This is a genomic window from Brevibacillus sp. GCM10020057, assembly GCF_042683565.1.
Lineage (GTDB): Bacteria > Bacillota > Bacilli > Brevibacillales > Brevibacillaceae > Brevibacillus.
The window spans coordinates 226,741-247,419 of sequence record NZ_JBHUJW010000043.1; the positions used below are offsets into that span (position 1 = coordinate 226,741).

Annotated in this window: 22 protein-coding genes; 17 read left to right on the top strand and 5 right to left on the bottom strand. The window is 59.0% G+C overall.

Features of this window, described 5'->3' with window-relative positions; all coding sequences use genetic code 11:
* The first annotated feature begins 3 nt into the window (after positions 1-3).
* The 15 genes from ACFSO0_RS14730 to ACFSO0_RS14800 all read left to right on the top strand — a co-directional run bounded on the left by ACFSO0_RS14730 (position 4) and on the right by ACFSO0_RS14800 (position 12,590).
* Positions 4-1,701 (top strand): DAK2 domain-containing protein, encoded by a 1,698-nt coding sequence (locus ACFSO0_RS14730; protein ID WP_376881512.1) that lies wholly within the window; start codon positions 4-6, stop codon positions 1,699-1,701.
* A 21-nt stretch (positions 1,702-1,722) separates the two neighbouring features.
* Complete coding sequence (locus tag ACFSO0_RS14735) at positions 1,723-2,577, top strand: DegV family protein (protein ID WP_376881514.1); 855 nt, start codon at positions 1,723-1,725, stop codon at positions 2,575-2,577.
* Between the two features lie 78 nt (positions 2,578-2,655).
* Positions 2,656-2,850 (top strand): hypothetical protein, encoded by a 195-nt coding sequence (locus ACFSO0_RS14740; protein ID WP_376881516.1) that lies wholly within the window; start codon positions 2,656-2,658, stop codon positions 2,848-2,850.
* 158 nt (positions 2,851-3,008) lie between these two features.
* The gene (gene sdaAB, locus ACFSO0_RS14745; protein WP_376881517.1) at positions 3,009-3,674 is read left to right on the top strand and encodes an L-serine ammonia-lyase, iron-sulfur-dependent subunit beta; all 666 of its coding nucleotides are present in this window, start codon (positions 3,009-3,011) and stop codon (positions 3,672-3,674) included.
* A gap of 42 nt (positions 3,675-3,716) precedes the next feature.
* Positions 3,717-4,604 (top strand): L-serine ammonia-lyase, iron-sulfur-dependent, subunit alpha, encoded by an 888-nt coding sequence (gene sdaAA, locus ACFSO0_RS14750; protein WP_376881518.1) that lies wholly within the window; start codon positions 3,717-3,719, stop codon positions 4,602-4,604.
* Positions 4,601-6,655 carry an ATP-dependent DNA helicase RecG gene (gene recG / locus ACFSO0_RS14755; RefSeq protein WP_376881520.1) on the top strand — a complete coding sequence of 685 codons (2,055 nt, stop codon included), beginning with the start codon at positions 4,601-4,603 and terminating at the stop codon, positions 6,653-6,655. The genes sdaAA and recG overlap by 4 nt, the downstream gene beginning before the upstream one ends.
* Before the next feature lie 203 nt (positions 6,656-6,858).
* A complete protein-coding gene (locus ACFSO0_RS14760; protein ID WP_376881521.1) occupies positions 6,859-7,149 on the top strand; it encodes an ArsR/SmtB family transcription factor in 291 nt (96 codons plus the stop codon).
* 77 nt (positions 7,150-7,226) lie between these two features.
* The gene (locus ACFSO0_RS14765) at positions 7,227-8,408 is read left to right on the top strand and encodes an MFS transporter (protein ID WP_376881523.1); all 1,182 of its coding nucleotides are present in this window, start codon (positions 7,227-7,229) and stop codon (positions 8,406-8,408) included.
* Between the two features lie 131 nt (positions 8,409-8,539).
* Positions 8,540-9,781, top strand: a complete 1,242-nt coding sequence (gene dinB / locus ACFSO0_RS14770; protein WP_376881525.1) for a DNA polymerase IV — start codon at positions 8,540-8,542, stop codon at positions 9,779-9,781.
* The gene (locus ACFSO0_RS14775; RefSeq protein WP_376881526.1) at positions 9,778-10,170 is read left to right on the top strand and encodes a YhjD family protein; all 393 of its coding nucleotides are present in this window, start codon (positions 9,778-9,780) and stop codon (positions 10,168-10,170) included. Before dinB ends, ACFSO0_RS14775 begins: the two co-directional genes overlap by 4 nt.
* Positions 10,167-10,517: a YolD-like family protein gene (locus tag ACFSO0_RS14780; RefSeq protein WP_376881527.1), complete on the top strand. Its 351-nt coding sequence runs from the start codon at positions 10,167-10,169 to the stop codon at positions 10,515-10,517. The genes ACFSO0_RS14775 and ACFSO0_RS14780 overlap by 4 nt, the downstream gene beginning before the upstream one ends.
* Positions 10,518-10,766: 249 nt before the next feature.
* Positions 10,767-11,048 carry a hypothetical protein gene (locus tag ACFSO0_RS14785; RefSeq protein ID WP_376881528.1) on the top strand — a complete coding sequence of 94 codons (282 nt, stop codon included), beginning with the start codon at positions 10,767-10,769 and terminating at the stop codon, positions 11,046-11,048.
* 295 nt (positions 11,049-11,343) lie between these two features.
* Positions 11,344-11,595 carry a spore coat protein CotJB gene (locus ACFSO0_RS14790; protein WP_376881529.1) on the top strand — a complete coding sequence of 84 codons (252 nt, stop codon included), beginning with the start codon at positions 11,344-11,346 and terminating at the stop codon, positions 11,593-11,595.
* An 18-nt stretch (positions 11,596-11,613) separates the two neighbouring features.
* The gene (locus tag ACFSO0_RS14795) at positions 11,614-12,201 is read left to right on the top strand and encodes a manganese catalase family protein (protein ID WP_376881531.1); all 588 of its coding nucleotides are present in this window, start codon (positions 11,614-11,616) and stop codon (positions 12,199-12,201) included.
* Positions 12,198-12,590: a spore coat associated protein CotJA gene (locus ACFSO0_RS14800; RefSeq protein ID WP_376881532.1), complete on the top strand. Its 393-nt coding sequence runs from the start codon at positions 12,198-12,200 to the stop codon at positions 12,588-12,590. Before ACFSO0_RS14795 ends, ACFSO0_RS14800 begins: the two co-directional genes overlap by 4 nt.
* 66 nt (positions 12,591-12,656) lie before the next feature.
* On the opposite strand, the gene ACFSO0_RS14805 is transcribed toward ACFSO0_RS14800, so the two are convergent.
* From ACFSO0_RS14805 to ACFSO0_RS14815, 3 genes are all read right to left on the bottom strand, one after another.
* A complete protein-coding gene (locus ACFSO0_RS14805; protein ID WP_376881534.1) occupies positions 12,657-14,060 on the bottom strand; it encodes an MDR family MFS transporter in 1,404 nt (467 codons plus the stop codon).
* Entirely contained in the window at positions 14,057-14,521 is a 465-nt protein-coding gene (locus tag ACFSO0_RS14810) for a MarR family winged helix-turn-helix transcriptional regulator (RefSeq protein WP_376881536.1), read from the bottom strand. The genes ACFSO0_RS14805 and ACFSO0_RS14810 overlap by 4 nt, the downstream gene beginning before the upstream one ends.
* Positions 14,522-14,867: 346 nt before the next feature.
* The gene (locus ACFSO0_RS14815) at positions 14,868-16,181 is read right to left on the bottom strand and encodes an MFS transporter (RefSeq protein ID WP_376881538.1); all 1,314 of its coding nucleotides are present in this window, start codon (positions 16,179-16,181) and stop codon (positions 14,868-14,870) included.
* Between the two features lie 199 nt (positions 16,182-16,380).
* On the opposite strand from ACFSO0_RS14815, the gene ACFSO0_RS14820 reads away from it, so the two are divergent.
* The gene (locus tag ACFSO0_RS14820; RefSeq protein ID WP_376881540.1) at positions 16,381-17,976 is read left to right on the top strand and encodes an amidohydrolase; all 1,596 of its coding nucleotides are present in this window, start codon (positions 16,381-16,383) and stop codon (positions 17,974-17,976) included.
* A gap of 94 nt (positions 17,977-18,070) precedes the next feature.
* Here ACFSO0_RS14820 and ACFSO0_RS14825 read toward each other — a convergent pair whose 3' ends face one another.
* Positions 18,071-18,979, bottom strand: a complete 909-nt coding sequence (locus ACFSO0_RS14825) for a DMT family transporter (RefSeq protein WP_376881541.1) — start codon at positions 18,977-18,979, stop codon at positions 18,071-18,073.
* 142 nt (positions 18,980-19,121) lie between these two features.
* On the opposite strand from ACFSO0_RS14825, the gene ACFSO0_RS14830 reads away from it, so the two are divergent.
* Positions 19,122-20,000, top strand: a complete 879-nt coding sequence (locus ACFSO0_RS14830) for a LysR substrate-binding domain-containing protein (protein ID WP_376881543.1) — start codon at positions 19,122-19,124, stop codon at positions 19,998-20,000.
* 74 nt (positions 20,001-20,074) lie between these two features.
* Here the strand turns inward: ACFSO0_RS14830 and ACFSO0_RS14835 are convergent, their stop codons facing one another.
* Positions 20,075-20,593, bottom strand: coding sequence for a Gmad2 immunoglobulin-like domain-containing protein (locus ACFSO0_RS14835; RefSeq protein WP_376881545.1), 519 nt, complete (start codon positions 20,591-20,593; stop codon positions 20,075-20,077).
* Positions 20,594-20,679: the final 86 nt, after the last annotated feature.

Here is a 20,679-nt window from a genome sequence, read left to right on the forward strand (position 1 = left end):
CAGTTGTCACATACGCATCTTGATGGCGTGCTGTTTAGCCGGATGGTTTACCTGGGGGCAAGTCTTCTGACGAAAAATGTCAAAGTGGTGGATGGGCTGAACGTTTTTCCCGTACCCGACGGTGATACCGGGACGAACATGAATTTGACGCTTGCCTCTGGTGCGGAGGAACTGCGCCGCAAAGAGTCTCCCCGCATTGCGGAAGCGGCGTCCGCACTCGCCAAGGGCCTGCTGATGGGAGCGCGCGGCAACTCCGGCGTGATCTTATCCCAACTGTTTCGCGGCTTCAGCAAGGCAGTGAACGGGAAAGAGCTCATCAACTCTCGCCAGTTTGCCGAGGCGTTAAAGGCGGGAGTGGACGTAGCCTATCAGGCAGTCATGAAGCCGGTCGAGGGAACGATCCTGACCGTTGCCCGCGAGGCGGCGGAAATGGCGGTCCGGGCAGCCCGCACGTCGGACGATCTCGTGACCGTCATGGAAAAAACGTATGAACAGGCGCAGTCCACACTGTTGCGCACGCCTGAAATGCTGCCTGTGCTCAAAGAGGTCGGCGTCGTCGATTCAGGCGGACAAGGGCTGTTGTATATATACGAAGGATTTTTGCGTGCGCTGCGCGGCGAGGCAGCCGACGACGATGGGAAAAAGCCGCAGGCGGCGGTCAGCGAAGCAGAGCTGGAGCATGCGCAAATTCACATGAAAACGGAAGACATCGCCTTTGGCTATTGCACCGAGTTTATGGTGCACATCGCCCGCAGCACGGAGCCGAACAAAAAGCCGTTCGCAGAGGGGCTGTTCCGCAGCCAGCTGGAACAGATGGGCGACTCCCTGCTGGTCGTAGCCGACGATGAGGTCGTCAAGGTACATATTCACGCCGAGCAGCCGGGGCAGGTGCTGCAGTATGCGCAGCAGTACGGCAGCCTGCATCGGATCAAGATCGAAAACATGCGGGAGCAGCACGCCAATATTCTCAAGGCGGAGGAGGCCAAGGCGGCGCCTGAGGCTGCTGCACCGCTGGCGGTTTCTGCATCGCACAAAATTGAAACGCTTACTTACGGGCTGATCGCTGTTGCCGCAGGGGACGGGATGGCCAAAATTTTGCGCAGCATGGGCGTGCACGTGGTCGTGGAAGGCGGACAGACGATGAATCCGAGCACGGAGGACTTCCTGAGCGCAATCCAGGGTCTGCACGCGGAGCACATCATCATTTTGCCGAACAACAGCAACATCGTCATGGCCGCGCAGCAGGCGGCGGAGCTGTCCGACGCTTCCGTGACCGTCATTCCCACCAGGAGCATTCCAGAGGGCATGGCGGCGCTGGTCGCTTTTAACGGCGAGGCCGGGGCGGAATCCAATGAAGCGGCGATGAAAAAAGCGATCGCGGGTGTGAAGACCGGGATGGTCACCCACGCTGTTCGCGATACGCGCATGGGCGACGTCGAGATCAAAGAGGGCGATTTCATCGGGATTGCCGAAAAGGAAATCGTCACAGCCGGTCCCGATCTGCTGCAAAGCGCCATTGCCCTGCTCAAGGAGCTGATCGACGAGGATGCCGGGATCGCCACGGTTTTCATCGGAGAAGGAGCGACCAGGGAACAGGCTAAAGCCCTGGAGGCGGCACTGGCAGACGCGTATCCGGACGTCGAAGTGGAGATCCAGGACGGCGGTCAGCCTCTGTATCCGTTCATTTTTTCTGTGGAGTAATTGGGAGAGGAGTCCTCGCGAATGCCTATTGTGATTTTGACTGACAGCGCATCGGATATTGACGCCTCTGTACGGGAGTCGCTGGGAATTGTGGTCGTGCCGTTGAAGGTGATGTTCGGAGCGGAGACTTATCTGGACGGCGTCACGATTTCCTCAACCGAGTTTTTTGACAAACTGAGCCGCTCGAGCGTGCTGCCGACGACCTCGCAGCCTTCGCCGCTGGAGTTTGCGGAAGCGTACAAGGCGATCCGCGAGCAGCATGGCAGCGACGTGCAAATTATCGCGATCATGCTCTCGTCTGCCTTGTCGGGCACGTACCAGTCCGCGATGATCGCCAAGTCCATGCTGGAGAAGAGCCTCGACATCACGGTGATCGATTCCCGCAAAGCCTCCTACGTGCACGGGATGATCTGCGTGGAGACGGCCAAGGCAGCACGGGAAGGCAAGAGCAAGCAGCAGATTCTCGATATGATCGACCGCTATCTTGACGAGGTACAGATCTACTTCATCGTCGATACGCTGGAGTTTTTGCAAAAAGGCGGGCGAATCGGACGAGCTGCCGCCGTGATCGGTTCCCTGCTCAACATCAAGCCGATATTGACGCTGGACCCTGCGGGATACGTCGCCGCCTTCGACAAGGTGAGAGGGACGAAAAAAGCGCTGAACCGCGTGCTGGAAACGTTCCAGGAGTACGCGCAGGGAAAGCCGGTGAAAGTCTGTGTCCTGCACAGCGCAATACCGGATCAGGCTGCGGAAATATTGGAGCGCATCAAGCAGGAATTTCAGGTGGCGGATTCCCACCTGGAACAAATCGGTCCCGTCATCGGAACACATGCCGGCCCCGGTCTTTTGGGCATTATGATGGTGAGGGCCTGACAGTGGAAGACATTCTCGAGCGAATCGGGAGTGTCTTTTTTCTTGCCCATCCGGCCAAACGGTTGCACGGGGAGCCCGGTGCGGAAATGGCGCGGCGAGCAGCCGCCCTGCGAAGGCGGTGTCGAGCTTGCTTTCACGGATGTCCTCAGCACCATGCAGCTGCCTGGAAACGGTTGCCTGCGCAGCTCCCACTGCTGCCGCCGCGGACGGTATCCGCCTGATGTGGATAAGGTGAATTTTTACATATTGGCGTTTTTCCATGATTCTACCTGATTCCAAAGCCGATGACCTTGATGCGAATGGATGTTTTTGTTAGCTGTCTCCCCGACATAGACATTTTGGCCGGGAAATTTGTAGCGCTTTCACACCCTGTACGATACAATGGGAGTGAATCTTGTTGAACCCCTTGCCACTTTTAGGAGGAGAACCGGTTGAAGTACAAAAGCGTATTTGATATCATCGGTCCGATCATGGTCGGGCCGTCCAGTTCCCATACAGCAGGTGCCGCGCGCATCGGCAGGGTGGCCCGCAAGCTGTTCGGCAAAGAGCCGAAGCGGGCGGACATCACGTTCTATGGCTCGTTTGCCAAGACGTACAAAGGCCATGGCTCCGACGTGGCAACGGTCGCTGGCATCCTCGATTTCGACACGTCAGACCTGCGTTTGAAAAATTCCTTGCTCATTGCGGAAAAAGCGGGGATGGAAGTGAACCTGACGACGTCCGAAGCCTTGACGGAGCATCCCAATACCGCACGCATCAAGCTGTCCGACGACCAGGATGCAATCGTGTGCGTCGGCGTTTCCATCGGCGGGGGCAAAATCGAGGTCCTGGAGATCAACGGCTTCCATCTGCAGCTGGGCTTCGACAGTCCGACGCTGCTGGTGCTGCATGAGGACCGCTTCGGGATGATCGCTGCCGTTGCCAAAGTGCTGACGCAGCATCGGATCAACGTTGGCCTCATGGAGGTATCCCGGCACGAGCGCGGATCGCGAGCCTTGATGGCAATCGAGACGGACGCTCCTGTATCTGCACAGGTGCTGGAAGAAATCCGGCAGATTCCGTATGTATTTGACGTTTCCCTGCTGTCGTTGAACTAGGGATATTTGGCGACCGCAGGAGTAGAGGAGTGATGGATCGAGATGTTTCGCAATGTGGCTGAGTTGGTAGAATTGGCGGATTCCCAAGGGAAAAAGATTTCCCAGGTGATGATCGAGGCGGAGATGGAGGTGTCCCAACGCAGCCGGGATGCCATCATGGAAGAGATGTACGCCAATCTGGATGTGATGGAAAAAGCAGTGCGCCGGGGCCTGACGGAGGATATTCTCTCCCATAGCGGACTTACGGGCGGCGACGCGAAAAAGCTGCAGGAATATATGAAGAACAAGCCGTTTCTGTCGGGGCCGACGCTGCTCAATGCCGTCTCGATGTCGGTGGCGGTGAACGAAGTCAACGCCGCGATGGGCACGATCGTGGCGACGCCGACGGCCGGGGCTTGCGGGATCGTGCCGGGCACGCTGTTTGCGGTATCGGACAAGCTGAAGCCGACGCGCGAAGAGATGGTCAATTACCTGTTTACCGCAGGGGCGATCGGCTACTGTATCGCCAACAATGCGTTTATCTCCGGCGCGGCAGGCGGTTGTCAGGCGGAGGTCGGGTCGGCGACGGCGATGGCGGCGGCGGCGATCGTGGAAATGGCCGGCGGCACCCCGGAGGAGTCGGCGCAGGCTGTTGCGATTGCCTTAAAGAACATGCTCGGTCTGGTTTGTGACCCCGTAGCCGGACTGGTGGAGGTGCCTTGTGTCAAGCGCAATGCGATGGGAGCTGCCATCGCGACGGTAGCGGCTGACATGGCGATGGCCGGCATCAAGAGCGTCATCCCGACAGACGAAGTCATCGAAGCGATGTACCGGATCGGCTGTGCGATGCCGACGACGCTCAAGGAGACGGCCCAGGGCGGACTGGCCGCGACCCAGACAGGGCGCCAGATCGAAGCCAAGATTTTCGGCGTACGGATGGAAAAGGAATGACAGCGTCTTATCGTGTTCCCGTCTCCCAGCTTCACGGGGTAGGGGAAGAGCGGGCAAAAGCATTTGCCGGGTTGGGGATTCACAGCGTAGCCGATCTGCTGGAGTATTTCCCTTCCCGCTATGAAGACTACCGCGTGCGCGATTTGACAGAAGTAAAAGACGGAGAGAGGGTCACGCTGGCAGGCACGGTGTACGGCGAACCCTCTGTTCGCTTTTATGGCAAAGGCAAGTCGCGCATTTCCGTCAAGGTAGTCATGGACCGGGTGGTCGTCACGGCCGTCTGGTTCAATCAGACATTCGTGAAAAGCAGGCTGTCGCCGGGCAAAGAAATTCTCATCACGGGCAAATGGGACAAGCACAAGCTGCAGGTTACGGTCAGCGAGATGACTGAAGCGGATTCAGACCGCGCCGCCAAGCGGGGAGAGCTGGCCCCGGTCTATCCGCTCCGCGGGGATGTCACGCACAATCTGCTGCGCAAGACGATCCAGCAGGCGCTCCGGCAGTATGGCCAGCAGATCCCGGAAATTTTGCCCGGGTACATCGTCGAGCGCTATCGGCTGATGCCGCGCGCGGAGGCGATTCACGCCATTCACTTTCCGCCCAATGCGGAAGTGGGGCGGCAGGCGCGGCGCCGGATCATGTTCGAGGAGCTGTTTTTGTTCCAGCTGAAAATCCAGGCGCTGCGCCGGGTGAACCGGCAGCAGACCGAAGGCATGGCCTTTTCCATTCCGCTGGACGAGGTGCGCCGGTTCATTTCCTCGCTGCCGTTTCCGCTCACGGATGCGCAGAAGCGGGTGGTCAAAGAAATTTTGGACGACATGCGCTCGCCGCACGCGATGAACCGGCTGCTGCAGGGGGACGTCGGCTCCGGGAAGACCGTGGTCGCCGCCATCGCGCTGATCGCCGCAGTCAAGGCTGGTTTTCAGGGAGCGCTGATGGTGCCGACGGAAATTTTGGCGGAGCAGCATGTCCAGTCGTTGACGAGCCTGCTTTCGCCGTATGGCGTCGAGGTGGCGCTCCTGTCCGGCTCGCTCAGTGCCAAGCGTCGGCGGGAAGTCATCAGTTCCCTGCAGATGGGCCTCGTCGATGTCGTCGTCGGGACGCATGCCCTGATCCAGGAGGACGTGTTTTTCTCCCGGCTGGGTCTGGTCATCACGGACGAGCAGCACCGCTTCGGCGTCGAGCAGCGGCGCATCCTGCGCAGCAAGGGGCTTTTTCCTGACGTCCTGTTCATGACCGCGACTCCGATCCCGCGGACGCTGGCGATCACCGCTTTCGGCGATATGGACGTCTCCACGATTGACCAGATGCCGGCAGGGCGCAAGCCGATCCTGACGACGTGGAAAAAGCACGACCAGTTTCCGGCTGTGCTGGAGCAGATGCGGGCCGAGCTGCGCCGCGGGCGGCAGGCATACGTCATCTGCCCGCTGATCGAAGAGTCGGAAAAGCTGGACGTGCAAAACGCGATCGACGTCCACGCCCAGCTCACGCACGTCTTTCCCGAGTTTGGCGTGGGCCTGATGCACGGGCGCTTGCCGGCGAAGGAAAAGGATGCGGTCATGCAGGCTTTTCTCGCCGGGGAATACGCAGTGCTCGTCTCGACGACTGTGGTCGAGGTCGGGGTAAACGTTCCGAATGCCACCTGCATGGTCGTGTACGATGCAGAGCGCTTCGGCCTCGCCCAGCTGCACCAGCTGCGCGGACGTGTCGGGCGCGGCTCCGAGCAGTCGTACTGCGTGCTGATCGCCGATCCCAAGTCGGAGGTCGGCAAGGAGCGGATGCGCGTCATGTGCGAGACGACGGACGGCTTTGAGCTGTCCCAGCGCGATCTGGAACTGCGCGGACCAGGCGATTTTTTCGGCACCAAGCAGAGCGGCCTCCCCGAGTTCAAGGTGGCGGACCTGGTGAGCGACTACAAGGCGCTGGAGGTGGCGCGCCAGGAGACGGCCCGGCTCGTGGCGGAGGAGGCCTTCTGGCGGGAGGCCGAGTACCGCCCCCTGCGCGATTATTTGCAGCGCGAGGGCGTGCTGGACGGCATCGTGTTTGATTAGGGCTTCTGGCTGGCAAGCAGGCGGACAGGTAAAATGGCAAAAGGCCTCCTCCGGATGTGGAGAAGGTCTTTTTGTTGCCATGCGCGGATTGCAGGCTCTGTGCTCGGGGCGAAATGTTAGGGGGCGGCACTTTCCCTGCATGGAATTCGCGTGGAAGTTTTCTCGTCGCTTGCTTTTCAGCGATTGTTTAGTACAATGGTTTTATGACTACACAAAAAGCATTGGATACGGAACAACGGATAAAAATTTTTAAAGCGCTGGCGGATGAAACCAGACTAGAGATCATCCGAACGCTGTATGCCAACGGAAAGGAGATGAACTGCGGGGAGGTTGGACAGCTTTGCGAGATCTCGAAGTCGAATACGTCCTACCACTTCCGCACGTTGCGCGAGGCGAAGCTGATTCAAGTACGGAAAGAAGCCCAGACGAAGTATATGAAGCTCAATTTGGAGACCTTCGATACGTATTTGCCCGGATTTCTGGATACGCTGTAGAAAGAAATCTTTTTTTTGTTCTATAGTTCAATAATTGTTGAACAACAAAACTAACGACGATTGGAGAAGTGATTCAGATGAATGCCTTCCTTGCCCTGTTTTTTTCGATCATGTTCGTCATCGGCACGGATACCTTTTTGATTGCGCCGCTGCTCCCTGCACTGCAAGGCTTGTTTCATATTTCTACTGAACTCTCTGGCTGGATGGTGGGCGCCTATGCGCTGGGCTATGCCGTCTTTGCGCTGATTGCGGGACCGCTTTCCGATGGCTGGAACAGAAAGACAGTGATGCTCTTCGGCATGCTGGGCTTTTCCGTCGCGACGATTTTGTGCGGCACTGCCACAGGCTTTTGGTCGATGTTTCTGTACCGCTTTTTGGCCGGCATCTGCGCAGCTTTTGTCTCGCCGCAGGTCTGGGCGACCATTCCCGCGCTGTTTCCGGTCCCCAAAATTGCCAAGGCAATGGGCATCGCGGCAGCCGGCCTGGCCGTCTCCCAGGCTTTTGGTGTGCCAATCGGAAGCCTGCTGGCGTCCGTCCACTGGTCGTATCCGTTTTTTGTCATCGGCGCATGCTCGCTGCTGCTGGCGATTGCGATCTTTTTTGCCATGCCTGACATGCGGCCGAATCCCGGTCATGGCGAGATGGGCCCTCTCTGGAAGCGGTACCTCCCGCTGTGGACGAATTGCGTGGCGCGGGGAGCTTTCCTGGCGTACTTCCTGTTTCAACTGGGGAATTTTGCAGCCTTCGCTTTTATCGGAAAGTGGATGACGGACCGCTTTCACCTGTCGATTGGGCAGGTAGGGTACGTGATGATGTTTCTCGGACTGGGAAACTTGCTGGGAAGCATGACCAGCGCTTATGTGCTTTCTGCCATCAGCCGTTTTCGTGCGATGCTCGCGGGCCTGGTTTTTCTGGCGTGTTGCTTTGTCGTCCTTCCGTACCTGCCGTCTGTTTCCGTGGTGGCAGGCGCGTATTTTCTTATCTTCACCTTGCTGGGAATCCTTTTTCCGCTCATGATGGGGCTGTTGACTTCGTTGAACCCGGCGATACGCGGCACGATTTCGAGCCTGGCCAATTCCGTCATGTACGCTGCCACGACTCTCGGATCGTGGATCGCCGGTCTGCTTTACGCGGCGTTTCGCGGTTTTTTCGCTGTGGCCGTCTTTACGGCTGTCTGCTTTGTCGCTGCGCTGGCCGCTTTTATCGCCAGCGGCGCTTTGCGCATGCAGGAGAAGCCAAAGCGGGAGCTGGCGCCTTGATGCGGGAGACGGAATTTGGAAAGAGTTACCGGAAAAATTTCGCGGGAGAAGGTATAAAAGCGAACGTTTGTTTGCTATACTAGAAATGAAGTTCATATGAGAACACCAGTTCTTATTTAGGGGATGTCGATATGGCCAATGCGAACAAACGGATCGTTTTTTTGGTCGATATGCAGAGCTTTTATGCCAGCATCGAGAAGGCGGCCAATCCGCAGCTGCGGAATCAGCCGATCGTCGTGGCGGGAGATCCGCAGCGGCGCAGCGGGGTGGTCCTGGCAGCATGTCCGATTGCCAAATCGTACGGCGTGGTCACGGCAGAAGCCTTGTGGCAGGCGCAGCAAAAGTGCCGCAGCCTCGTGGTGGTCCGCCCGCGGATGGAGATGTACATTCGCATCTCGATGCAAATCACCCGCATTTTTGAATCGTTTACAGACAAAGTCGAGCCGTACTCGATCGACGAACAGTTTCTCGACGTGACCGGGAGCGTGCACCTGTTTGGCGACGTGCTGCAGATGGCGGAGCAGATCCGGCGGCGCGTCTGGCTGGAGACCGGGATCAACTGCCGGGTTGGGATCGGGGAGAACAAGGTTTTGGCCAAAATGGCCTGCGACAACTTCGCCAAGAAGCGGCCGGAGGGCTATTTCTGGCTCAAACGGGAAGAGCTGGCCGACACGCTCTGGAAGCTGCCGATCGAGAAGCTGTTCGGGGTGGGCTCGCGGATGAAGCGCCACTTTCACCGCATGGGGGTGTACCAGATCCGGCAGCTGGCGGAAATGGAACCAGCCGTGCTCGCCCGCCGTTTCGGAGTGAACGGCGAGGTGCTGTGGCGTACCGCACGCGGAATAGACGATTCGCCCGTCTCGCTCCAGGCGTACGATACGCAAAAAGGGATCGGCCACCATATGACGCTGCCGCGGGACTATCATACGGCGGCGGAGGTCAAGGTCGTGCTGCTGGAGCTGTGCGAAGAGGTATGCCGCCGGGCGCGGAGCAAGGAACTGATGGGCTCGGTGCTGTCTGTCGGCTGCCGGGGAGCGGATCTGGATGCGGCGACTGGCTTTGGCAGGCAAATGAAGCTGGCGGAGCAGACCAACGACGCGATGACGCTGTACGAAGCGGCTTGCTGTCTGTTCGACCGGCATTGGCAGCAGACGCCCGTGCGCAGCATCGGCGTCACGCTGGGTCAGCTCGTGCCGGACAATGTCCTGCAGCTTAGCCTGTTCGCCGACCAGCACAAGCGCCGCTCGCTCGCCCGTGCCATGGATGACATCCGCAACCGCTACGGTCAGGACGCGATCCTGCGGGCCGCCTCCCTGCAGCAGTCAGGCCAGGCGAAAGAGCGTGCCCGCAAGATCGGGGGGCACTACAAGTGAGCGGGCAGCAGGAGTGGACGGGCGAAGGGGAGCAGGAGCTGATGCGTCTGTACGTCCTGTTTGGCATCCTGTTTCGCGTGGTCATGGTCGACTGGGGGAAGGTCCGAAACGTGCCGCTCAAGCTGTCCTACCAGGCTGTGTTTGACTGGGTGCTGCTGGAGCTGTCCCGCTGGGCGGAGCGGCAGCATCATCAGCTGCGTCGCCTGCTGCGCCAGCGGGGATGCGTGGTGGTCAGCTACCGGCGGCAGGGGCATGTCTACGTCGTGCAATACCGGCAGCGCGGGTATTTGCGCGAGGCGTGTTACTCCATCGAAATCTTGCGGGCCGAGTGTCAGGAGCTGGTCGGCAAGTGGGTCGCACAACATCAGCGAGGAGAGAGGATATCATGAGAGAGACGCGTGTGTCGAAGAAGGATAACCTGTTTGCTTCCAGCCGGTTCGTACTTCCCGAGCACCGGGAGTGGTACGCGCGGATCAAGGAGGAGGAGCGCCGCTACGTGCCGCCCCAGCTGGATTTGGATCAGCTGGGAGAGTTGAGCGAGCGGGTGTGGCAGGCGTACCAGACGGGCAGCGGCCTGACGCTGACCTACTACGACGGCCACGAGCCGCGCCGCCTGTCTGCCCACGTCGTCCACATCGATCAGGAGAAGCGGCGGATCAAGCTGCGCACGGACGGCGAGATCCACTGGATTGCGTTTGCGCGCTTGCTGCAGGCAGAGTTGCCGACGGGCTTTTGAGCAGATCATTCAAAAAATCGACAAACTTGGGCCTCTTGCCAATGCGCAAGCGGCAAAAAAGCGCGTCTGCATGATCAAATGGCACGCATGGCGATGAGGCGCGTTTGCGGAAACGAAAAGCGGTCAAAAACAACCGTTTTTCGCGTTTTTTTGGCTTCCCTGGATTTTGCCAGAACGAAAGGTTTCCCTGTATTGTTAGGATATCTTTTTGAAGCAGATATATGTGGGATAGGACAAAGGGGACTGGAAATGTTAGCAAGAGAAATGGGAGTCATGTTCACAAAGCATGCGGATCAGATTACTTCCAAGAGCTGGGGTGACTTTATTCAACAACTGGAGGAAAAAGGCCTGTACGTACTCATCGAGACAGATACCATTGGCAGGGTGATGAGCCCGTTCGGCGGTCTGATGCCAATGCCCTGCAAGAGCGAGACCCTCCATATCGTGACTGCAGCCGAGCTGGAGCAACGCGGCTTGCCGCTCGGTCATCACATCGTTACCAAGCCGAAAGAAAAGGTAACGGCCCCGTAAACGAAACGAGAAACGAGCACAGCCTTTCCGGCAGGAAGACATTGCTTCCTGACAGGGGAGGCTTTTTTGTTTGCCCGCATGGCAGCAAGGCGAGGCGAAGACGCGGTATTTCCGGCTCTGTCCGGAAAGGGAGCCAGGCGGCGCGTTGCGTCGGGGCAGCGCTTTTTCCGCAGTTGCCTTGAAACCTGGGACCGCCGTATGCCTATGTGCATACGGTGATAGCAGGGCATTGTCAGTGTGGCGGTGCATGCGCCCGGACAGGTAAAGGCAAGCAACCAGAAGGAGGCGACAGCCGATGGGAGATGGCCGAACGCTGCGGCGATTGCAGGAGGTCCAGTTTGCGCTCGTGGAGCTGCAGCTGTATTTGGACATGAATCCGGACGATCAGCGTGCCGCATGGCAGTACAAAGCGTTGTCCGCCCAGCTGGCAGAGCTGCGGCAGGCATACGAAAAGGGACGCGGACCGTTGCTGCAGTACGGAAACTCCGCGTCCCCCGATCGCTGGACATGGCATCAAACGCCGTGGCCCTGGGAAATCGAGTATTGAGGATAGGTGGCATCAGGCATGTGGATTTACGAAAAAGCATTGGAAATCCCGGTACGGGTGAGCAAGCCCGATCTGCAGCTGGCGAAATTTCTCATCACGCAGTACGGCGGACCGGACGGAGAGCTATCCTCCGCGCTGCGCTATCTGAACCAGCGCTACACGATGCCGAACAAACGGGTCAAGGCGCTGTTGACCGACATCGGGACGGAGGAGCTGGGGCATATGGAGGTCATCGCGACGCTGGTATACAAGCTGGTGAAGGACGCCACTCCCGCGCAGATGAGAGAGGCCGGGCTAGGGGCGCATTACGCGGATCATGACCGGGCCTTGTTCTACACCGATGCGAATGGCGTGCCGTGGACGGCCGCTTACATTCAGGCCAAGGGCGACCCGATCGCAGACCTCGCCGACAACATCGCGGCGGAGGAAAAGGCGCGGGCGACGTATCAATGGCTGATCAACCTCACCGATGATCCGGACGTGAGCCAGGTGTTGAAATATTTGCGCGGCAGAGAGATTGTCCACTCCCAGCGATTCCGCGAGGCACTGTTTATCATGGAAGAAGAACAGCGACAGAGAAAGGCGATGAAGGAGGACGACGTGTGAACAGGTGGTCACCGCACCAGCCGGGAGAGCAGCAGCGGCACGTGCTGCCCGGCAAGCTGACCCGCCCCCCTCTGCCCTGCCAGTCCATGCCATTCGGCTATCATGGAGGGATGCCGTACCATCCGCCCCTTTACTGGATGCAGGGTGGCTGGGGGCGGTACGGCTGGGGAGCTTGGCCCCCGCAGCGGCGGACAGCCCAAAGGAAGCAGACGCCCCCGATCGCGCCGGTAAAACCGTGTCCGCCCGATCCGTACATCAACCAGTTCACGCTGGCAGAGGCGCTGCAGAAAGGGACGCTGTTTCCGTGGCTAAGTGAGCCGGAAGAGGACGCGACAGGGGGACGGGCAGAAGAAGTGAACGACGAAAAAAGCGAGGCACAGGACAAATAATCGGCGGTACGACCGGACAGGAAAGAAGCCGATGTGGCGAAAGAGCCGTTTTGTCCTGTGCAGGCATCAAGCCTTACCGTGATCGGGTTGCGGATTTTTCTTCGGAAGCCAGAAGGCGATGATAAGGCAGACGAGCGCGAGAGCCGCGACAATCAGGAAGTTTTGATGAATCCCGGCTGCGAGCGTGGCAGGAGGGACTTGCGCTCCCGAGTCTGCGTGGCTGCCGATGTGCTGGTTTAGAAACGTTCCCATCACGGAGACCCCCAACGTCTGCCCGAGCGTCCGCACAAACGTGTTGGACGAGGTTGCGACCCCGCGCAGGTTCCAGTCGACCGCAGATTGGACCACGATCGTAAAAATGGTGATCGACAAACCGAAGCCGAGCCCGAGCACGAAGACGATGCCGAAAATGAGCCAGGGCGGTGTCGTCATCGTGATCAGGGACAGGCAAAAGGTGCCGAGCACGAGAAAGAGAATGCCGAGCAGCGAAATGGGTCTGGCACCGTAACGTACGAGCAGTCGTCCTCCCAGCGTGGCACCGATCGGCCAGCCAATGGACATGGGCATCAGGATCAGCCCCGAGTAGATCGCGCCTTTTTGCAGGACGCCCTGAATCCACAACGGGAGATAGGCGGTGATTCCGATGAGGATGGCGCTCGCCAGAAAGGAGATCAGGTTCGGCACAGACACCTCGCGAATGTGGAACAACTGGATCGGCAGCATCGGCTCCGGATGGCGCCTCTGAATGGCGAAAAACACCACGAGGAAGACGACGGTCACGATCAGCAGCGAGTAGATCACGGGCGAATTCCAGGCGTACTCATTGCCGCCTGTCAAGAGGGCGTAGAGCAAGGCTGTCGTCCCGATTGTAAAGGTGACCGCCCCGCCGTAGTCGATTTTACGCTCCCGCTTTTCCAGCTTTTCGTGCAAGTTTTTCACGATCAGCCAGACGGAGAGCAGGCCGAACGGCACATTAATGAAAAAGATCCAGTGCCAGCTTACGTAATCGACGAAGAAGCCGCCCACAAGCGGGCCGAAAATACCTGCGATTCCCCAGATGGAGGCGAACAGACCCTGCACGCGCGCCCGTTCCTCAAAAGTGAAAATATCTCCGATGATCGTGAAGGTGATCGGAACGACAGCTCCCGCCCCGATTCCTTGGATGGCGCGGAACAAGATCAACTGCTCCATGCTTTGGGACAGGCCGCAGAGCATGGAACCGACCAGAAAGAGGGCGCATCCCCATAAAAATACGTTCTTTCGCCCGAACAGGTCGGCGATTTTCCCGAAAATGGGAGTCGTCACTGCGGAAGTCAGCAGATAGACGGCGTATACCCAGCTGATGAGCTCCAGCCCTCCGAGTTTGTTTACAATCGTCGGCATGGCGGTACTGACAATCGTCGCTTCAATGGCCGACAAAAACGTAGCGATCATCAGCGCCACTGTAATTTTTCGCTGATAGGCAGTCATTTTTGTTTTTTGCTCCTTTCGATCTGTTCCATTACTTGTACGCGCACGGTACGGGACAGCCTGTCGAGCATCTCGTCCAGCATGGCAAGCTCCTCCTCCTGAAAGTCTTGAAAGGTTCGGGCGTTGCTCGCCGCCGTCCGCGGCTGCATCCGTTTGAGCGTGTCTTTTCCTTGCTGGGTAATGCGCACCCGTGTCACGCGCCTGTCTTGCACATCATTCCACGTCGTAATCCATCCGCCCTTTCGCATGCGCTCGATGAGACCGGTCATGTTTTGCTTGGTGACGAGCGTTTCCTCGCTCAACTCGCGCAAGGTTATGCCTTCATTCCGATCAATGATGCCGAGCAGCTGCCACTGCTGGACGCTGGACAGGCCGGTCCCTTCCACAAGTTGCAGCCCCAGCCGGTGCAACTGGGCGGACAGACGCAGCAGGTTCAAGATGATGCGTACTTTACCATCCACGAGGGCTGATCTCCTTTTTTGCTGGGATGAAGATACGGACTATAGTAAAGGGAGGCGGGGAGTTAGTCAATATGTTGACTATATGGAAAGTGCAAAGATCGGCTGGCCTTTCGCAAAAGCGAGCCGCACTACCTGTCAAACCGGGGCTGCGGGACGATGTTTCCAGCCAAGCCGCGTCCAGCCAGTCAGAAAAAATGCCCGCCAGGCGCCGGGTGCCGAGGCGGGCTTGCTTTTGCGGCGAATCAGTTGACGCCGCTATCGACGCGCTTCCCGTCCGGGTAATCCGCTGCCTGGTTCGCGCGCCACGAACATGCGCCGCGGTTGTCTGCCGCGAACGGGGGAAGCGTCACTCGTTTTTGGCCCCGGCCGGCACCACCCGGGAAAACAGTCGCCGCATGCAGAACCACGCGACCAGCGGCCCCATGCCGATGGCGAGAATGAGCCAGTTCAAGGTGGCGACAGAGGTGCCGAACGACGTCACTGCGAGGAAGATGAGAATGCCCAGCATGCGCCCTGCGTCGAGACCGAATTCCCGCAGCACGACGTACTCGACCCGGTTGCGGGCGCCCTCCTCACTGGACCCGATGAGATCGAAGACGGTCGAGATGATCGGGAAAGAATAGAGCGGGTAAAACAGGCCGACTGCTACGCCGAACACGAGGAGCGTAATATAGCTCACTTGCCAAAAGAAAGGAATGATGGCGGCGATGATGGCCAATGCTCCGAGAAGCATGCCCCACTTGCGGTAGCGGGGTTTGAGCCATTTTCCCACGAGGTAAGAGCTGACGAGACCGACTGCGGAAGTAATCAGCCAGTAGTTGCCGAGCGTCATCTCGCTCTTCGTGGCGATGTAGACGAGCAGCCCGATGATGAAGCCGAACACTCCTTCCCGCAGCCCCTGGCCCGCCAGAGCGGCGAACGCCCAGCGCCAATCGGTATCCTCGCGCAAGGCGCGCGCAGCGAACGTCCACGAGTAGACCCCTTCGGACTGCCGCTTTTTCAGGAAAAAGCTGACGACGACGCCGATGACGAACAAGGCGAGGGAGAGCGTAAAGATCAGGGGATAGCCTTTGGCATCGGTCAGCCGCGAGATGAGCTGGCCGGAGACCCACGGGGCGAGCATGCCGCCCCCGGATGTGAGCAGCCCTGCCCAGCCGTTGAACAGATCCCGGTTGTCCGGCTCCGTAATTTCAAAGTAAACGACGTTAAAGGCGAGCCAGAAAAAGCCGGCGGCCATCCCTTGCACCACCCCGAGCAGAGCTGCGTACATGACGACCTTGCTCCCAAGGATGAGCACGAGCAGGTAAAAGAGGGCGGAGACCGCCATGCCCGAGCGCAGCGCGTTCATTTTGTTGTAGCGCTTGACCCAGGCGCCAGCCAGCCAAAACGTGAGCGCGCCCGCCAGATGATTCGCCAAGGTAAACCAGGCGATCGGGGCGAACTGGCTTTTGACCTTCCATAAATAAACGTTGACGAACGTCCCTGACAAGGCGCCCGCCGTGATAAACAGGACGTTGACGATGAGCAGCAGCCGGGCCTGGCTGTCGAGCTCTCCCTTTCTGCGGGCCGGCTGCTTTCCCGCGATGCGATGCTCGGCAGGAAGGGTCTCTCTGAACGTTTTCAGGATGGCGGGGAACCCGGATTTCGTCTTTTGGTGCATATGTCTGCCCCCTCCCGTGGAATTTGTGAGCGGCCCCGTACATAACGTGCCCGTTTGGGACAGGGAATAGACTGGCAGTCACGATTTTCCGCGCGACTGTTTTGCGGCTATCAGAAAAATCATGGAGGGGCAGAAGGAATCGGGTTGTCCGTTACCCAAATAAAGGGAGAGGAGTACAGCAAAACAAAGGAGCGGTGACATGACCACTACCATTTTTACCAACGGGCGGATTTACACTGGCGATCCGCAGAAGCCCTTTGTGCAGGCAGTCGTCGCAAGGGACGGACGGGTGCACGATCTCGGCGCTGCGGACGACATGCTCCTTCACTGGGGCAAAGATGCGCGGATCGTCGACCTGGAGGGCAGGACCGCTACGCCGGGCCTGATAGACAGTCATCTTCACCTTGGCTGGCTGGGCCTGGCGTTTTTGCAGCTGGATCTGACAAAGGCCGCTTCCAAGGACGAGATGCTCTCCCTGATCAGGCAAAGGGCACAGCAGACCGCCCCGGATGAATGGATCGAGGGCTTCGGCTGGGACGAAAACCTGTTTGCGGAAGGCGGCGGGATACCGACCATCGAGGAGCTGGATCAGGTGGCCCCGCATTGCCCGCTCATGCTCTCCCGCATTTGCGGCCATGCGAACCTGGTCAACAGCCGGGCGCTCGAGCTGGCGGGCTACCGTCCCGACATGGCGGTTCCGGCTGGCGGCGTGATTGTGCGCGATCCGGCGACGGGCAAACCGACAGGCATGCTGCTGGAGAACGCATCCGCGCTGATCAAGCCGCACATTCCCAAGCCGGGGTACGAAGCGTTGAAAAAGGCGCTGCGCAGCTCCATCCGGTACGCGCTCTCCCACGGCCTGACCGGTGCGCATACGGAGGACTGCCGCGAACTGAACGGGCTTGCCCAGACGTACCGGCTCTACGACGAGCTGATCAATGGCGAGCAGCTGGGGCTGCGCTGCAACCTGCTGGTGTACTATCCGCACATGCACGAGCTGCGCGATTTGCAGATGTATGCCGGGTACGGGAATCATCATGTAAACATCGGGGCGGTGAAAATTTTCGCGGACGGAGCGCTGGGGCGGCGGACGGCGTACTTGTCTGTCCCGTATGCGGATGACCCCGCGACGAGCGGCTATCCGGTGCATGAGCAGGAGGCGTTGACGGAGCTGGTGCGGCAGGCGCGCGAACTGCAAATGCCAATCGCCGCGCACACGATCGGGGACAAGGCGCTGGAGATGGTGCTGGACAGCCTGGACCAGTTTGCCCCAGCCGCGTATCGCGACCGTCTCATCCACACCCAGATTTTGCGTCCGGACCTGCTGGACCGCCTGGCGCATCCGCACCGCATCGCCGATATTCAGCCGCGCTTTTTGGCAGGAGACTTTCCGTGGGTGATCGAGCGGGTAGGGGAGGAACGCATAAAGTATTCGTACATCTGGAAGACGATGCTGGAGCGGGGGATCATCTGCGCAGCCGGGTCGGACACACCGGTCGAGCCGATCGATCCGCTTCTTGGCATGCACGCGGCCGTCACGCGAAAAGCGCCGGGCGAGACGCACGGCGGCTACCTCCCGCACGAAAAACTGACGATGCAGGAAGCCATTCGCCTGTTCACGCTCGGGGGTGCGACAGTCACGGGGGAAGACCATCTGAAAGGCACATTGACCCGGGGAAAATTCGCGGATCTGACCGTCTACTCCTGCGATCTGTTCACAATCGAGCCGGACGAGCTGCTGTCGACCAAGACGGTCATGACCGTCATCGGCGGAGAAGTCGTCTATTCCCGTTAAACAGGTGAGGAAAACAAGGAAAAGAGAGCGCCAGGCGGGCTGCTCTCTTTTCGTGTTTCTAAGCGCGGCCATGAAAGAGAGGGAGCGCTTTGGTCTACAGAGGCATGTTCCTTTCCGGGAGCGGGGAGGCTTGCTGCTTTTTGCCGCGGAACCACCGGGCGAAGTCAATTTCGGCGATGAGCACGCTAAGCAGCACAAGGGCGGCGCCGATATAGCCGCGGATACTGAGCGTCTCGCCGCTTAGCAAAAAGGCAAACAGGGCGGCAAACACAGGCTCCAGGGAAAAAATCAGGCCGGTGTGCGTTGGCGATGTGTACTTCTGTGCCACGGTCTGTACGACGAAGCCGATCGCGCTGCACAGGACGCTGAGTACGAGGACGGCCAGCCATGCCTTTGGCGTATGGGGCAGCCGGGGCGACTCGAAGAAAAGGGAAGAGACAAAGCCAAAGGCAGCCGCAAAGCCGAGCTGACAGACGCCGAGCGCGATGGCGTCCGACTGCGGTGCCAGCCTCCCCGTGACGATGATGTGCGTCGCGTAGAACAGGGCGGTGGCGATGCAGAGAGCGTCGCCCATGCTGATCCGCAAGCTTTCGTTGAGCGTAAGCAAGGCGATTCCGACGACAGCGAGCCCCGCACCGAAAAACACGCGCGTCTGCGGCTTGTGCTTCAGCAGGATGGACAGCAGCGGCACGAAGATCACCGTGAGACTGACGAGAAAGCCTGCCTGCGAGGCGGTCGTCGTTTTTACGCCTTCCGTGACGGTGGCAAAGACGACGAACAGGATCGCGCCCAGGATCAGGGCGTGCCCGAGTGTTTTGCGCGTCGTCTGCAGGAGCCGCCGATAAAAGATACAAGCCGCGATGACGAAGGCGATCCCGAAGCGCAGCCCGATCAGATTGAAGGTCGAAAGGTCGGTGAGCCCCATCTGCATGAACAGATAGGACGACCCCCAGAAAAGAGTGACGAGCAGCATGGCGAGATCGGCTTTGAGTTGAGGCTTCATGGTCATACTTCCCCCTAGCGCCGGGCAGGATGGTCTGATCCGGATATTGTGTCGAGTAAAGTATAAGCGTATCTTATAAATAAGAAAAATGAATGTTTATCATTGTTTGCATGAACGGGATTGATGGAAAGGGGACTGGCCGATGAGCCTCAGCAAATTTGAAGTGGTCATTACTGCCATCGAGACGGGCAGCCTGACGAGAGCGGGAGAAGTGCTCGGGCTGACGCAATCCGCGATCAGCCATGCGATCGCCAGTCTGGAGCGGGAATACGGCTTTTCCATCTTGACCAGGGGCCGTTCCGGAGTCAGTCTGACGAGCAACGGGGAGCGTCTGCTCAAATACATGCGGGAGATGCTGCGCTGGCGGGATCAAATGATGCAGGAGGTGTCGGCAATCAACGGGATCGAAGTGGGAACCGTGCGCATCGGGACATTCACCAGCGTGTCCACGCAGTGGCTTCCGGGCATCCTCAAGCAGTTTCAGGACCAGTATCCAGCCATCGAGGTCAAGCTGATGGAAGGCTACTACGACGACATCGAAAACTGGATTGCCACTGGAGCCGTCGATTTGGGCTTCGTCTCCCTGCCGACAGCAGAGGCGCTGGAGGTCGTGCCGCTGCATCAGGATCGCATGCTGCTGATCGTTCCGCAGGAGCATCCGCTGTGCAGGCAGCAGGCGGTCAGCGTAAGCGACTTGCAGCAGGAGACGTTTATCATTCCAAAGCCCGGGTGCGACAACGACATCCAGCGCATTTTCAGGCAATACCGGATTACCCCTCGCGTCAAGTACGAAGTAGGAGACGACCACGCCATTATCGCCATGGTGCAAAGCGGTCTTGGCGTCAGCATTTTGCCGGAAATGGTCCTGTTCCGCCTGCCTGCGAATATCCGCACCATTCCGCTTGAGGGCGGGCACTACCGGACACTCGGCATCGCTGTTCCTTCCATGGAGCACATGTCACCGGCAGCCCGCCGCTTTCTCGCGTGCACGACGGCGCAGCTTCGCGGCGGGGCGTTGTAACCGCACAAAATCGGGATGGAAAACCGCCGCTGATCCGCTTGTTGACGCCAAGGGAAGAAGACCACCGCAAACATTCAATGCTCGGGCAGCGGTATGATCAGCTCCATGCGCCTGCTCCCGTCCTTGGGGCTGGTCTCGAACAGGATCAGCGTGAGCGTGCTGTTTTGCTGCGCTTTTTTCACCTGAATCGTCCGGGAGAAGTCACCCCAGGCGGGCGCTCCCGCAGAAGCCTGAATGGAGCCGCGAGCGAGCTCGTTGTGCCCGTCCTCGACGACGTAGCTTACAACGGCCTCAAACACTCGTGCCTGCCCCTTGACCTCAAATGTATCCGGACCGGTTTTGCGCACGGTCACCTTTTGAAAAATGTCGTTGGCGTATTCCGGCGGAGCCTTTTCGGCCGTAGGCTGCTGTTCGGGCGGAGCGGAAGGCTCTGCGGCGATCGGCGGCTGCCGGGACGAGGGTGGCTGCGGATTTTCCGGGGCGGAGGCGGGCGGCTTTTCCTGATTTGCCGGCACGGCGGGATTGCCTTGCCCGCTGCCCGTGCAGCCTTGGAGCAGGAAAACAGTCAGCAGGAGAAAACAGGCTTTTTTCATGAAATCCCTCTTTTCTGTCGTGGTTGCAGGAAACGTTCTCACATAAGTAGGACGTGAAAACGACGAGAGTGTTCCTAATGAAAGCG